This is a genomic window from Vibrio celticus (assembly GCF_024347335.1).
GTDB lineage: Bacteria > Pseudomonadota > Gammaproteobacteria > Enterobacterales > Vibrionaceae > Vibrio > Vibrio celticus.
Map to the genome: position 1 here is coordinate 555508 of NZ_AP025463.1, position 15019 is coordinate 570526.

General features: G+C 45.3%; 9 protein-coding genes. 8 read left to right on the forward strand and 1 reads right to left on the reverse strand.

The genetic code is table 11. The features are described 5' to 3' along the window. Positions 1–31: 31 nt before the first annotated feature. The 5 genes from hrpB (at position 32) to OCV19_RS02800 (ending at position 10795) form a co-directional block, all read left to right on the forward strand. The gene (gene hrpB / locus OCV19_RS02780) at positions 32–2530 is read left to right on the forward strand and encodes an ATP-dependent helicase HrpB (RefSeq protein ID WP_083994324.1); all 2499 of its coding nucleotides are present in this window, start codon (positions 32–34) and stop codon (positions 2528–2530) included. Further along, positions 2527–4926, forward strand: a complete 2400-nt coding sequence (mrcB, locus tag OCV19_RS02785; protein WP_065676631.1) for a penicillin-binding protein 1B — start codon at positions 2527–2529, stop codon at positions 4924–4926. The genes hrpB and mrcB overlap by 4 nt, the downstream gene beginning before the upstream one ends. A gap of 38 nt (positions 4927–4964) precedes the next feature. Then, positions 4965–7298: a patatin-like phospholipase family protein gene (locus OCV19_RS02790; RefSeq protein WP_065676632.1), complete on the forward strand. Its 2334-nt coding sequence runs from the start codon at positions 4965–4967 to the stop codon at positions 7296–7298. Positions 7299–7570: 272 nt separating this feature from the next. Then, positions 7571–10159 carry a bifunctional aconitate hydratase 2/2-methylisocitrate dehydratase gene (gene acnB / locus OCV19_RS02795; protein ID WP_065676633.1) on the forward strand — a complete coding sequence of 863 codons (2589 nt, stop codon included), beginning with the start codon at positions 7571–7573 and terminating at the stop codon, positions 10157–10159. A 267-nt stretch (positions 10160–10426) separates the two neighbouring features. Further along, complete coding sequence (locus OCV19_RS02800) at positions 10427–10795, forward strand: YacL family protein (protein WP_019824378.1); 369 nt, start codon at positions 10427–10429, stop codon at positions 10793–10795. A gap of 31 nt (positions 10796–10826) precedes the next feature. On the opposite strand, the gene OCV19_RS02805 is transcribed toward OCV19_RS02800, so the two are convergent. Then, positions 10827–11587, reverse strand: a protein-coding gene (locus tag OCV19_RS02805) for an IS5 family transposase (RefSeq protein WP_261875687.1) whose coding sequence is annotated in 2 segments (ribosomal slippage) — positions 10827–11323 and positions 11323–11587 — 762 coding nt in all. Because the reading frame shifts where the segments join, the coding sequence is not laid out codon by codon here. A 331-nt stretch (positions 11588–11918) separates the two neighbouring features. Here OCV19_RS02805 and glnK point away from each other — a divergent pair. The 3 genes from glnK to OCV19_RS02820 all read left to right on the forward strand — a co-directional run bounded on the left by glnK (position 11919) and on the right by OCV19_RS02820 (position 14823). Continuing rightward, positions 11919–12257: a P-II family nitrogen regulator gene (glnK, locus tag OCV19_RS02810; RefSeq protein WP_004738200.1), complete on the forward strand. Its 339-nt coding sequence runs from the start codon at positions 11919–11921 to the stop codon at positions 12255–12257. Positions 12258–12284: 27 nt separating this feature from the next. Continuing rightward, positions 12285–13514 carry an ammonium transporter gene (locus tag OCV19_RS02815; protein WP_017059420.1) on the forward strand — a complete coding sequence of 410 codons (1230 nt, stop codon included), beginning with the start codon at positions 12285–12287 and terminating at the stop codon, positions 13512–13514. Between the two features lie 295 nt (positions 13515–13809). Further along, positions 13810–14823: a Fe(3+) ABC transporter substrate-binding protein gene (locus tag OCV19_RS02820; RefSeq protein ID WP_065676697.1), complete on the forward strand. Its 1014-nt coding sequence runs from the start codon at positions 13810–13812 to the stop codon at positions 14821–14823. Positions 14824–15019: the final 196 nt, after the last annotated feature.

The window sequence follows — 15019 nt, forward strand, 5'->3', positions numbered from 1 at the left end:
ACTTATTTAGACAGGTAGGTTTTTATGTACAATGTTGCCAACATTACACCACAAGGTTCTCCCATTGCCACAACTGCCCATAGAAGCTGTGATGCCAGATCTGCTCGCTGGCGTAGAAACACACACTCAACTTATTCTAAAGGCCGCTCCCGGTGCGGGTAAGTCAACATTCTTCCCTTTACAGTTAGTTAAGACCAACGCCGTTCAAGGCAAAATCATCATGCTTGAACCGAGGCGTTTGGCTGCAAGGAATATTGCCACTTACTTAGCGAGCCAATTGGGAGAAAAGGTGGGAGAGAGCATTGGCTTTAGAGTTCGTGGTGAATCTAAAACCAGCAGTGCAACTCGCTTGGAAATCGTCACCGAAGGGATAATGACAAGAATGATCCAAACCGACCCTGAATTAACTGGGGTTGATATGGTGATCTTTGATGAATTTCACGAGCGCAGCATTCACGCCGATACCGCATTGGCGTTTAGTTTGGAGATCCAAGATGCGTTGCGTGATGATCTAAAAGTGGTTGTGATGTCGGCAACCTTAGATCAACAAACACTGCAAACTTTGCTACCGAATGCCAAATACGTTGAATCACAAGGTCGCACCTTTCCGGTCGATTTCCGTTATCAGCCTCTTGGCGCAAATGAATATCTAGCCCCTAAAATGGCTAACGTGATTCGTTCTCTGGTGGAGAAAGAGTCAGGCTCACTTCTGGCCTTTTTGCCGGGCGTTTCTGCGATTAAGCAGGTGGAATCTCAACTAGAACAACTGGCCAGTGATATCGATGTTTGCCCTCTTTATGGGCAACTTAGCTTTCCTCAACAACAGAAAGCGATCGCGTCATCAGAGAAAGGGCGTCGAAAGGTGGTATTGGCCACCAATATCGCGGAAACCTCTTTGACTATCGAAGGTATTCGATTAGTGGTGGACTCCGGGCTTGAAAGAGTCGCTAAGTTTGATTTGAAAACTGGTATCACCAAGCTCGAGCAAGTGAAAATCTCACAATCTTCTGCTGAACAACGAGCGGGTCGTGCAGGACGAATTGAAGAGGGCTTGTGCGTTCGTTTGTACAGCGAAACGCAACTAATGCAGCAACCTGCTGTACCAGAGCCTGAGATTCTTCATTCTGATTTGTCTTCGCTGGTGTCTGAATTTACGCAATGGGGCGCTGCGAATGCAGACGAGTTGCAATGGTTAGACATTCCGCCCCAAGCTGCAGTGGAGCAAGCCAAGCAACTGCTGCAAAGCCTTGATATATTAGACAGCAATGGTCAATTTACGGCGCTAGGTAAACTGGCTCAACGTTTAGGCCTTGAACCACGTATCGCCAGCATGCTGATAAAAGCGCAACAGAACGGCCAAGCATTGCTGAATGCTGCGATTGTCGCCGCCGCTTTACTTGAAGAGCCTGAACGCAACGTCACAGATATTCAGCATTCGTTGCACCGACTTAAGCAAAGAAAACATTCGAAAAATAACGTGGTGATGCAGCGAGCGAAAAGTCTCGCCAGCAAACTCAATCATCACTTAGATTTGTCACAAGCTGACGAATCATTGCTACCATTAGTGCTTTGTTTTGCCTTCCCGGACCGGATTGCACAAGTGAGAAGCGCGACCAGCAGTGCTTTCCGTCTTGCTAATGGCCACGGCGCCGAGGTTCGTGACGATGATCCATTGGCGAACAATGACTATATCGTAGTGATTGATTTGATGCGCAGCACAGGGCGAGCCAGTCAGATTTTCTTGGCCACCGCGGTTGATATTGCGCAGCTAGAAGCTCAATTTCCCAAACTGTTTGTGCGTTCCGATTACGCCGATTGGGATGAGAAGCGTGGCCGTTTAGTTGCCGAGCAGCGAGTGTCCCTGGGCAAACTGATTATCAGCACCAAAGCTTTACCCGATCCCGATTCGAATCAGGCGAGCCAAGCGCTGCTCAACTATGTCGCTCGATGCGGGCTGGATCGATTACATTGGACACCTTCGGCTAAACAGCTGGTTGAGCGTGTACGCTGCGCTCAGCTTTGGATGCCTGAACATGATTGGCCAGCGATGGATGACGCGAGTTTGGTTGAACATATTGATGAGTGGCTATCACCCTATCTGAATGGCATTAAGTCGGCAAAAGGGCTGACTAGTGTTTCGATTGAGCAGGCGTTGTCTGCTTATCTTGGCTGGCCTTTGAATCAAGAGATAGACCAATGGTTACCAACGCACTATGTGATGCCGACAGGCAGCAAGAAGATCATTCGTTATCAATGTCAGTCTGAACCCGTGATCTCAGTGCGAATGCAGGAAGTCTTTGGTGAACAAGATTCGCCATTGATTGCGCAAGGGCGTAAAAAAGTCGTGCTTGAGCTACTTTCTCCAGCACAGCGACCACTGCAAATTACTCAAGATTTAGCTGGCTTTTGGGCTGGCGCGTACAAAGAAGTACAAAAAGAGATGAAAGGCCGTTACCCAAAACATCCTTGGCCGGATGACCCTGCTAACCATGTAGCAACCACTAAAACCAAACGACAGTTGAATCGATGATGACCAAAATGTTAACGCCAAAAAAGGCACCACCTAAAAAAGCGCCAACAAAGAAGTCACCCGCGACCAAAGCCAAGCCAAGAAAACCAAGAGCGGCTGCGAAAAAGACCAAACCTAAGGCTAAGAAGTCAGGTCAAAGAGGTTGGTTGAAGATCCTGTGGGGTATTTCTTGGAAAGCGGGCATAGCGCTCGCGGCATTGCTGTTGTTTGTCGGTATTTATCTTGATTCTGTGGTCAAGCAGCGTTTTGAAGGTCAGCTGTTTGATTTGCCAACCGTGGTTTATGCGCGAGTACTAGACCTGTCTCCTGGAACTCCAGTGAGTTTGGTGCAGGTTAAGAATGAGCTCGATGTGCTTAATTATCGTAAGGTGAACGCGCCTCGTCACCCGGGCGAATACTCCTCTTCTTCAACCAAGATTGAAATGATTCGTCGTCCGTTCGAGTTTGTCGATGGACCCGAAGCGGATCGTCATGTGATGCTGCATTTCAACGGTAACGAGTTAACTCGAATTCAGTCGTTAGAGAAGAAAGGCGACATGGGGTATTTGCGTGTTGAGCCGAAAATGCTGGGCATGCTTGAGAAAAGCAACGACGAGCAACGACTGTTCTTAAAACGTAACCAATTCCCAGAAGTGATGGTTGATGCGCTACTGGCGACCGAAGACAGAAATTTCTATCAACATGATGGGGTTTCGCCATTGGCGATCGCTCGTGCGATGGTGGTGAATGTTAAAGCCGGGCGCACGGTACAAGGTGGTAGTACGCTGACTCAGCAGTTGGCGAAGAACCTGTTCTTGTCCAGTGAACGTACATTGTGGCGTAAGGTTCGTGAAGCCTACATTGCGCTTATCTTAGACCATCGTTACAGCAAAGACCGAATCCTAGAGGCTTACTTAAACGAGGTTTACCTTGGGCAAAATGGCGGGCAAGCGATTCATGGTTTCGGTTTGGCGTCTCGCTTGTACTTCGGTCAACCTATTCAAGAGCTCCGTATTGATCAGCTAGCACTGCTTGTCGGTATGGTAAAGGGACCTTCGTATTACAATCCGGTTCGTTATCCTGAGCGTGCTAAGACTCGACGCGATCTGGTGCTTCGCTTGTTGATGCAGCAAGACATATTAACTCCGCGACAATACGAAGAAGCGGCGAGTCGTGATTTGGATATTCAAGACAACCCACGTATTGCTAGCCGTCAGCCCGCTTACTTCCAGCAAGTCAATATTGAGCTTAAGAAGTATGTCGGCGATCGATTTGAAGCGAAAAAAGGCATTCGAGTTTTTACCTCTTTGGATCCGGTTTCCCAAGACAAGTTAGAGAAGTCGATTGCACGTAAGGTGCCTGATTTATCGAAAACCGCAGGTAACAAACTGGAAGCTGCAGCTATTGCCGTGGATAGAAATACCGGTGAAATCCGAGCTATGGTCGGTGGTAAACGTACTGGCTACGATGGTTTTAACCGTGCCTTGAATGCGAGTCGTCCTATTGGTTCTTTGGTTAAGCCTGCAATCTACTTAACCGCCTTAGAACAACCCCAAAAGTACACGTTGGCGACAACACTGAAGGACACGCCACTGAGCTTGAAAGGCAGTAAAGGCAGCGTATGGAGCCCAAGAAACTTCGATCGTAAGTTCCGCGGAGATGTGCCCTTGTATGTGGCGCTTTCTAAGTCTTACAACGTACCTACCGTTCGTTTGGGCATGCAGTTAGGCATTGATAGCGTCTCGGATACGATTGAAAAGCTGGGTGTCGATAAAAATGAGATACGCCCAGTGCCGTCGATGTTTTTGGGTTCGTTCTCACTGACTCCGTTCCAAGTAGCGCAGATGTACCAAACCATTACCAACTCTGGTCGTATCGCACCTTTGTCTGCTCTTCGTTCTGTGGTTGATAATGATGGCGAGGTTTTATATCAATCAATCCCTCGCGTATCGCAAAGTGTTGATCAGCAAGCTGCTTGGTTAACAACTTATGCGATGAAGCGTGGTGTATCGGAAGGTACGGGTCGTTTCCTACAAGGTCAGTTTGCTTGGGCAGGGTTAGCCGGTAAAACGGGCACCAGTAATGACAGTCGAGACAGTTGGTTCGTGGGTGTTGATGGCCGTGAAGTCACCACTATCTGGCTAGGGCGCGATGATAATAAGCCAACTAAACTAACGGGCTCAAGTGGTGCGTTACGTGTCTATGCCGATTATCTTAAACATAGAACTCCGGAGCAATTATTACTGCCTTGGCCGAATGGGATTACGACGGCCAGTTTTACTCGAACTTCTGAAGGGGCTTTAGAGTTTGACTGTGATGGAGCGATGAAACTGCCTGTTTGGGATGAGAATGGAAACATTAAAAAGGGCTGTGAAAGTCAACCAAAACAGTGGCTAAAGAAGCTTTTTCAGTGGTAAAGTCATAACAGAAAAGAATGACAAGGATAGTTTAAAGAATGATTTCTCGTTGGATAGTGAGCGGCTTAGGTATTGTGGGCACTGTAATCAGTTTTCAGCTGTTTGCATCTACCGCGACACAGGTTGATCAATCTCAGCAAGCTGAACAAGCTCATAAAAGGCCAACCGTTGCTGTCGTTCTTGCTGGTGGTGGTGCCAAAGGTGCAGCTCACATTGGTGTACTTAAAGCCTTAGAAGAGATGCAAATCCCGGTGGATTATATTACCGGTACTAGTATGGGCTCATACGTTGGTGGTCTTTATGCGACAGGGATGAGCGCAGACGAGATCGAGAGCTTTATTTATACGGTTGATTGGAATCGTGGTTATCGTGATCGCGTTAACCGTAGTGATCGCCGAGTGCGTGACAAAGAGTATGAAGACCGCTACCAACTGAACACCGATCTCGGTTTAGGTTGGGGCGAAATCAAAGCTAGGAAAGGGGTGGTGCAAGGCCAGAATATGTTGCGTATTCTACGTGAGACCACAGGTAACCTCTCTCCACTCGACTCTTTTGACCATCTTGCTATTCCCTACCGTTCAGTCGCAACTGACATCATCGAACTTGAAGAGGTTGTCATCGATCATGGCCACCTTGTTGATGCCATGATGGCGAGTATGTCAGTACCCGGCGCGCTTCCCCCTTATTCCCTAGATGGTCGAATGCTGGTTGATGGTGGTGTCACCAATAACATGCCCATCGACGTTGCCAGAGCGATGGGCGCGGACATTGTCATTGCGGTGGATATCAGTACCAACTACAAAGGCAAAGATGATTTCACGAATTTTCTAGCTGCAGCTGACCAACTCTCTAATTATCTTGTTCAACGCAGCACCCAAGAGCAAGCTGAAACTCTAACAGACGATGATGTCTTCCTGCGCCCAGATGTTGGGGAAATGGAGACGACAGAATTTGATAAAATGCCATCGGCTTTCCTCGCGGGCTATGAAGCCGCTAAGCAGCATACTGATGAACTTTCTAAGCTATCGCTCTCAAATGCCGATTATCAGCATTATATCGAGGACAAGCAAAAAGCACGCAGACAGCTAAAACACGGCGATCAGACCGTCGTTGACCGAGTTGTTATCAATAACAATACCCACTATTCCGATAAGCTGATCGAAAACCGTTTAAACCTTGATTCAGGAGAGGTTCTGAAGACCAGTGAAATTGAATCTAAAGTACAAGACCTCTATGCGCTAGATAGATTCGAGTTGGTGACTTATGAATTTGACACTGTAGATGGCGAGGAACAACTGCAGGTTGATGTGAACGAAAAGTCTTGGGGGCCAAACTACCTCAACTTTCGTTTCTTTCTTGAGGATGATTTCTCTACTACAAGCCAATACTCGCTCGGTGTCTCAGCCAACTTTACTGATATTAATAAGCATGGTGCAGAGCTAAGAACCAATATCGAGATGGGAACGGACAAACGAATTGAAGCGGAACTTTACTCGCCATTCTTTTCGAGTCAAAAGCTGTTTACTTCGGCATCGGTTGTTTACAGCAAAGAGAACAGAAACCTACCCGCAGATATTGATGATATTGAAGAACCGACACTGGACGTAACGAAAGATTATCTCCCTATGACGTATAGTGAATATGTCGGTGAATTGGCATTAGGCTATCAACCAACCTTGTGGCAGGAGCTGAAATTTGGTGTTCGTTATACTGATGGGGATGTTGAGGTTTCTTCGTTACCTTCATTGGGCAGTGGTGGCTACAAGCGTATTGGTGGCTTCATGGGTTACCGACTGGATACTTTGGATAATTTCAGCTTACCGACCAAGGGTTACTTTGTCGATTTAGAGTACCTCGTTTCTCATGATGATTTTGATAATGACAGCTCTCTTGGTGAATCGGATTTAACGTCTGAGAGTGATACGGTTTATGAGTTTTCGGCCAATTTCATGGCAGCAAAGAGTATTGAGAAGCATACTTTAGTCGCAAAGCTTGATTACGGCATTGTAGAAAGTAAAAACTCTGTTTTTCCAATCGCTCCCAAAGAGCTAGGAGGGTTCCTCAATCTATCCGGTATTCCAAGGAATAGCTTGATCGGTCAAAACTTAGCATACACCAGTTTGATTTATCGCTATAAGTGGTTTGAAAATGACTTCGGTCTCTTTAAATCACCATTCTACGTGGGGGCATCCATTGAACATGGTGGTGTTTGGTCGAACAATGATTTGAGTATTGATGAAGCGCCAATGTACACCGCGGGTTCTGTTTTCGCAGGTGTCGATTCACCCATCGGGCCAATCATTTTAGCTTATGGCCGAACCGAAGATAACTTCGATTCGGTGTATCTGATTGTAGGTACGTCCTACAAATAATCATGCGCAGAGTCGCCATTTAAGTGCGTAATTAGGCAAAAATAGTGGGACTTTCGTCTTAACTTGCTATGTTGGTCAAAATGATAAGATTTTAATTTAACGTTAAATTTGCTATTCTACCGCCCACAGTTTGGCCTCTATGACGCCGCTCATCAATACAAATTGAATGACAAAAATGGCAATGGAGAGCCAAGTTTCCAAGGATGTTCACTTCTTTATTTTACTAACAATTATGAAGGGAAGAAGTGAACCGCAATGAGAGGAAAAAAGTCGTGCTTGAAGCCTACCGTAAACACGTCGAAGAACGTGCTGCCGAAGGAGTTGTTCCAAAACCACTAGATGCTGAGCAGGTAGCTGGCCTAGTTGAACTTCTGAAGAATCCACCTCAAGGTGAAGAAGAAATCATTCTTGACCTACTAGAAAATCGCATTCCACCGGGTGTAGATGAAGCTGCTTACGTAAAAGCTGGCTTCCTTACGGCTATCACTAAAGGTGAAGTAGCTTCTCCACTAGTAAGCAAAGCAAAAGCTGCAGAACTGCTTGGTACCATGCAAGGCGGTTACAACATCGAATCTCTAGTATCTCTACTAGACGATGCTGAGCTTGCTCCAATCGCTGTTAAAGCGTTATCTCATACTCTACTGATGTTCGATGCGTTCTATGACGTAGAAGAGAAAGCGAAAGCGGGCAATGCATCTGCACAACAAGTACTTCAATCTTGGGCTGATGCTGAATGGTTTACAGCGAAAAACAAAGTAGCGGAAAAGATCACCGTTAAAGTATTTAAAGTTACCGGTGAAACGAACACCGATGACTTATCTCCAGCGCCTGATGCATGGTCACGTCCTGATATCCCAGTACACGCGAAAGCGATGCTGAAGATGGAACGTGATGGCATTACTCCAGATGAACAGGGTAGCGTTGGTCCAATCAAACAAATTGAAGAAATGCAAAAAGATGGCATTCCATTGGCTTACGTTGGTGATGTTGTTGGTACAGGTTCTTCACGTAAATCGGCAACAAACTCAGTACTTTGGTTTATGGGTGAAGATATCCCATTCGTACCAAATAAGCGTACTGGCGGTGTTTGTCTTGGTGGTAAAATTGCACCAATCTTCTACAACACAATGGAAGATTCAGGCGCACTACCCATTGAACTGAACGTACAAGACATGAACATGGGCGATATCATTGATATCTACCCGTACGAAGGTGTTGTTCACAAGAACGGTTCTGTGATTTCAAACTTTGAGCTAAGCAAAGTACTTCTTGATGAAGTGCGTGCTGGTGGCCGTATTCCACTGATCATCGGTCGTGGTCTAACGGGTCGTGCTCGTGACGCTCTAGGTCTAGAAGAAACGGATCTGTTTGCTAAACCAATCGACCCATCTGCATCTGATAAAGGCTACACGCTAGCTCAGAAGATGGTTGGTAAAGCATGCGGCGTTGAAGGTGTGCGTGCTGGTCAGTACTGTGAACCTAAAATGACGACAGTCGGTTCTCAAGATACGACCGGTCCTATGACTCGCGATGAGCTTAAAGATCTGGCGTGTCTTGGTTTCTCTGCAGACCTTGTAATGCAGTCTTTCTGTCACACATCTGCATACCCTAAACCAGTCGATGTAAACACTCACCATACGCTACCTGATTTCATCATGAACCGTGCGGGTGTTTCACTTCGTCCGGGTGATGGCGTTATTCACTCATGGCTAAACCGTATGCTTCTTCCTGATACTGTAGGTACAGGTGGTGACTCGCATACTCGTTTCCCTCTAGGTATTTCATTCCCTGCGGGTTCTGGCTTGGTAGCATTTGCTGCAGCAACAGGCGTTATGCCTCTTGATATGCCTGAATCTATCTTGGTTCGCTTTAAAGGTGAAATGCAACCGGGTATCACGCTACGTGACCTAGTACATGCCATTCCTCTTTACGGTATCAAGCAAGGTCTACTAACGGTAGAGAAAGCCGGTAAGATCAATGAATTCTCTGGTCGTGTACTAGAAATTGAAGGCGTTGAACACCTATCTGTTGAGCAAGCATTTGAGCTTTCTGATGCATCTGCTGAGCGTTCTGCTGCAGGTTGTACGGTTAAGCTATCTCAAGAGTCTATCGATGAGTACCTGAACTCGAATATCGTTATGCTTAAGTGGATGATTGCTGAAGGTTACGGTGATGTTCGTACGATTGAGCGTCGTATCACAGCAATGGAAGAGTGGTTAGCGAACCCTGAGTTGCTATCTGCTGATTCAGATGCGGAATACGCGCACGTTATCGAGATTGATCTTGCTGACATCGATCAACCAATCCTATGTGCACCAAACGATCCAGATGATGCTCGTCTTCTTGCTGACGTTCAAGGTACTGAGATTCAAGAAGTGTTCATCGGTTCTTGTATGACCAACATCGGTCACTTCCGTGCTGCAGGTAAGATGCTAGAAGAGTTTAACGGCTCACTAAATACTCGCCTATGGGTGGCTCCGCCAACGAAGATGGATAAAGACCAACTGACAGAAGAAGGCTACTACGGCATCTTCGGTCGTGCTGGGGTACGTATCGAAACTCCTGGCTGTTCACTATGTATGGGTAACCAAGCTCGTGTTGCTGATGCTTCGACGGTTATGTCGACGTCAACGCGTAACTTCCCGAACCGCTTAGGTAATGGCGCGAACGTTTATCTGGCTTCTGCTGAGCTTTCTGCTGTTGGTGCGATTCTAGGTCGCATCCCAACGAAAGAAGAGTACTTAGAGTACGCTGAGAAGATTAATGCAACGGCTGCTGATACATACCGTTACCTGAACTTCCATAAAATGGGTCAGTACACGGAAAAAGCAGACACGGTTATCTTCCAGGAACCAGCCTAGTCCCTCGTCATATTTGTAGCGGCAGCGTTGTTGACTGCGTACGTTCACCCTAATCACATAGAGCTTCTATGCTCATAGGGATGAACGTACTTGTCGCCTAGCTGCCACTCCAACTATTTAGAGGAACCCAAATGATAGAGCGTCTACTTCGGTAGGCGTTTTTTTATGTCTGAATGTTAGAAGACGAGCGACTCGATCTCTTGATGACTTCGCTATATACTCTCGCCTCATTTTTAACCCTATCTGTCATTAGTGCGCGGAGCCTTTATGGAATTTGAATTTACAAGAAACACTTTAATGGGCGAGTACTATGTAAAGTGCAGTATGGGGCACGAGATCGTTGGCCGCTGGTTACAAGAAGAGATCGGTAAAGATAAGCAGAAACTAGATCATGTGATGGCGCTTATTGAGCAATCTCGACAGGACCTGAGTAATGAAGTGACGCTGCTTGGCAAAGAGATTAGCCTTGCGATCAATGAAGATGAAGTAACGATTCAAGAAAACGTGTTAGCGCATGAGCAAGAGATGGAAGAGGGCAGTGAATTCGACTTCTATAACTGTGAAAGCCAAGCAAGCTGCGGAATCGACGATTTCGAACTGCTCATCGAACGCTGGATGGACTTTTTAGGTTACTAGGGCGTGTTGATCTTTGCTGTACATTTCGCGTTCAACAATACATCGGTAGCCACATTAACATGAATGCCAGCGATAACATGCTGGCATAATTCCTTTCTAGCTTGTCATATCTACTTGAAATAGCTCGATAATGCTTAATTCTCCCAAAGGCATTTTCGACCAAGTGACGATACTTGTATAAACACCAATCCATACTGTCTTTGTCTATATCTTGTCCGTAATTGCGTTTAGCAATTACCGTTTCTCCGCCACGTTCCTTAACAAAAATACGGAAAGGTTCGCTGTCATATCCTTTATCACAAACGATGGTATTAACTTCATCGAGTTGCTCAACTAAGCTTTCGGCATGCACTATATCGTGGCGTTGTCCCTCTGATAAATCAAAGCAAATCGGCAGGCCACCACTATCTACGGCTAAGTGAATTTTGGTTGAGTTGCCCCCGCGACTTTTTCCTATTTGCTCTGAACTTTCAGTAGCTGCACCTGTACTATGCTGATGTGCTCTAACTATAGAGCCATCAAGAAATACCATTCAAAATCAGCCATGTTAGATAAGCTTTTGAAAAGATTATCTAAAATCCCTTTCTTTGACCAAAGATTAAATCGTCTGTAAACGGTACTCCACTCTCCGAACTCAGAGGGTAGATCTCGCCAAGGAATACCTGTTCTCATTCGATAAAGTATTCCTTCAAATGTCATTCGATGTTCAGTTTTATCGTAAATACGACCTGTACTTTTCATAACTTGGAGTAGCAGTTCCCAGCGAATATCAGTTAGCATTGTTCTTGGCATGGTATTGGTTATGGTTTTACTTTTGGCGAAGCAAATTATAACTCTTTACCATGCTGTTCAAAAAACACTCACGAAAGATCAACACGCCCTAGTCTCTAATACCTATTTGTTAGTCACTCAGAGCTTTGAAGGCTCCGTTGCCCAAAACTGGAGCAATAAGAGCATTACGCATTAAGATAGTGAAAAGGCCGCACCATATTGGTGCGGCCTTTTTCGTTATTACGACCTTGTTATCTTTATATTATTTAAAATCAAGAACTTAACTTTTTGGCACGCTACTTGGATTGTAATAAGAGAATTAACGGATTAAGTAAGAATTTAAGGAACGAATATGAAATTAATAAATGCCATTGTTAAGCCATTCAAATTAGATGATGTACGCGAAGCGCTCTCTGATGTGGGTATTGAAGGTATGACTGTTTCTGAAGTGAAAGGCTTTGGTCGTCAGAAGGGACACACTGAATTGTATCGTGGTGCAGAGTACCAAGTGGATTTCCTACCAAAGGTGAAGCTAGAGATTGCTACCCAAGCTGAGAATGTTGACCGAGTTGTTGAAGCGATTAGCCAAGCGGCACACACCGGAAAAATCGGCGATGGCAAAATTTTTGTGTATGACCTAAGCCAAGCCGTACGAATTCGTACTGGTGAAATGGATGCTGAAGCACTTTAAAGAATTACAAGGACTGGAGACTTTAATATGGAACTTACAACAACAGTAACGGAACTACGTTACGCACTAGACACTTTTTTCTTCCTCATTTCAGGTGCGTTGGTAATGTGGATGGCAGCAGGCTTCGCGATGCTTGAAGCTGGCCTAGTTCGTTCAAAGAACACCACAGAAATTTTAACTAAGAACATCTGCTTGTACGCGATTGCTTGTACAGCGTTCTTAGTGGTTGGTTACAACATTATGTATGTCGACAACGGCGAAGGCGGTTGGTTGCCATCATTCGGTACTCTGATTGGAACTCAAGGTGAAGGCGCAGACCACTCTCTAGAATCAGACTTCTTCTTCCAGGTAGTATTCGTTGCAACTGCAATGTCTGTGGTATCTGGTGCAGTTGCTGAGCGTATGAAACTTTGGTCGTTCCTTATCTTCTCGGTAGTACTAACAGCATTCATTTACCCAGTTGAAGGTTACTGGACTTGGGGCGGTGGTTTCCTATCAGAAGCGGGTTTCAGTGACTTTGCAGGTTCGGGTATCGTACATATGGCCGGTGCAGCAGCTGCATTAGCAGGTGTTCTACTACTTGGTGCTCGTAAAGGTAAATACGGTAAGAACGGTGAAATCTACCCGATTCCTGGTTCAAACATGCCGCTTGCAACACTAGGTACATTTATTCTTTGGTTTGGTTGGTTCGGTTTCAACGGTGGTTCTCAATTGATGGTTTCAGATTTCGAGAACGCGACAGCAGTTGGTCAAATCTTCCTTAACACTAACGCAGCAGCGGCAGCTGGCGCAATCGCAGCACTACTAGTATGTAAAACGACTTGGGGTAAAGCAGACCTAACAATGATTCTTAACGGCGCGTTAGCTGGCCTAGTAGCAATCACTGCGGACCCTCTATCACCATCACCTCTATTTGCTGTAGCGATTGGTTCGGTATCTGGTGCATTGGTTGTATTCAGCATCATCGCTCTAGATAAAGCTAAGATTGATGATCCAGTAGGTGCTATCTCTGTACACGGTGTATGTGGTTTCTTCGGTCTAATGGCTGTGCCACTAAGCAATGCTGATGCAACGTTTGGTGCTCAGCTAATGGGTGCAGCGGTCATCTTTGCATGGGTATTCGGTGCTAGCCTAGCAGTATGGGCAGTGCTTAAAGCAACAATCGGTATCCGAGTAACGGAAGATGAAGAACTTGAAGGTATGGACATGCACGATTGTGGTGTCGGCGCTTACCCTGAGTTTGTATCAGTAAAATAATCAACAGTCGTCGCCTAATCTGAATGGGTTAGGTTAGACAAAGAAAGCCCCGCAACTCTTGTTGCGGGGCTTTGTTGTATTTATGGTTGCACAATATATAAACACGAACGTTGAAGTTAGGCTCATTGTTTAAGGGGAATGACAAGACACAAAGTTGAAATGGTTTGTTACAAAAGTGAGAGTTTGAATGGTCTGAGTAGACGGATTTTTTGTTGGTCGTCATTGTAATTATGTTAATGATGAATATAATAACGCAACTGATAGACATTATCATTTCGATATAAAGGATTTTACAATGAAGAAACTGCTAACACTTTCAGCTCTAGCGTGTGGTGTAATTGCCCCGACAGCAATGGCTGCGGAAGAAGTAAACGTATACTCTTACCGTCAACCTTTCCTTGTTGAGCCAATGTTCAAAGAGTTCACAAAAGAGACTGGTATTAAAGTAAACGTTAAGTTTGCTAAAAAAGGTTTAGCAGAGAAGTTAGCTCAAGAGGGTGAATACAGCCCAGCTGACGTTGTCTTAACTGTAGATATCAGCCGTCTATCTGAATTAACTAAACAAGGTCTAGTTCAATCTGTAGAGAGCGATGTACTTGAAAAGAACATCCCTGCTCAATACCAAGATACAGATAATGAGTGGTTCGCTCTAACAACTCGTACACGTAGCGTTTATTCTTCACGTGACCGTGTTGGTCGTCTAGGTGAAGAGTTCACTTACGAAGATCTAACTAAGCCTGAATTTAAAGGCAAAATCTGTACTCGTAGCGGTAAGCACCCATACAATGTTTCTCTAGTATCTTCGATGATCGCTCACAAAGGTGAAGCTGAAACGAAAGAATGGCTAGAAGGCGTAAAAGCAAACCTAGCACGTAAGCCTCAAGGTAACGACCGCGCGCAAGTTAAAGCGATTAAAGAAGGTCTATGTGATGTTGCTCTTGGTAACAGCTACTACCTAGGTAAGATGGTTAATGATAAAGAGCAAAAAGCTTGGGCTGACTCTGTTTACATTAACTTCCCTAACCAAGAGACTACAGGTACTCACGTAAACATCTCTGGTATGGCAATGGCTAAATACTCTCCAAATGAAGAGAATGCCGTTAAGCTAATGGAATTCCTATCTGGTAACACAGCACAAAGCATGTACGCAGAAGTGAACTACGAATACCCAGTGAAAGCAGACGTTAAACCTTCTGAGCTTGTTGCTTCATGGGGTGAGTTCAAAGCGGATACTGTTTCTCTAGATGAAATTGCAAACCACCACGCGGCTGCAATCAAGCTATTGGACGAAGTTAAGTTCGATCTATAATTTATTACGGTAGGCTTCGGCCTAAGTAAAATGACAACCTCAAGTCGCCATTTTGGCTACTTGGGGTTGTTTGTTATTGGAAAATCACTTTTTGATACAAAGCACCCCGTTAATCCCTTGAGTTATTAGCATCTCACCTTGAAGTCATTAGAGTATATGGGTATAAATAACCCCACCATTAAAAGGATATGAGATG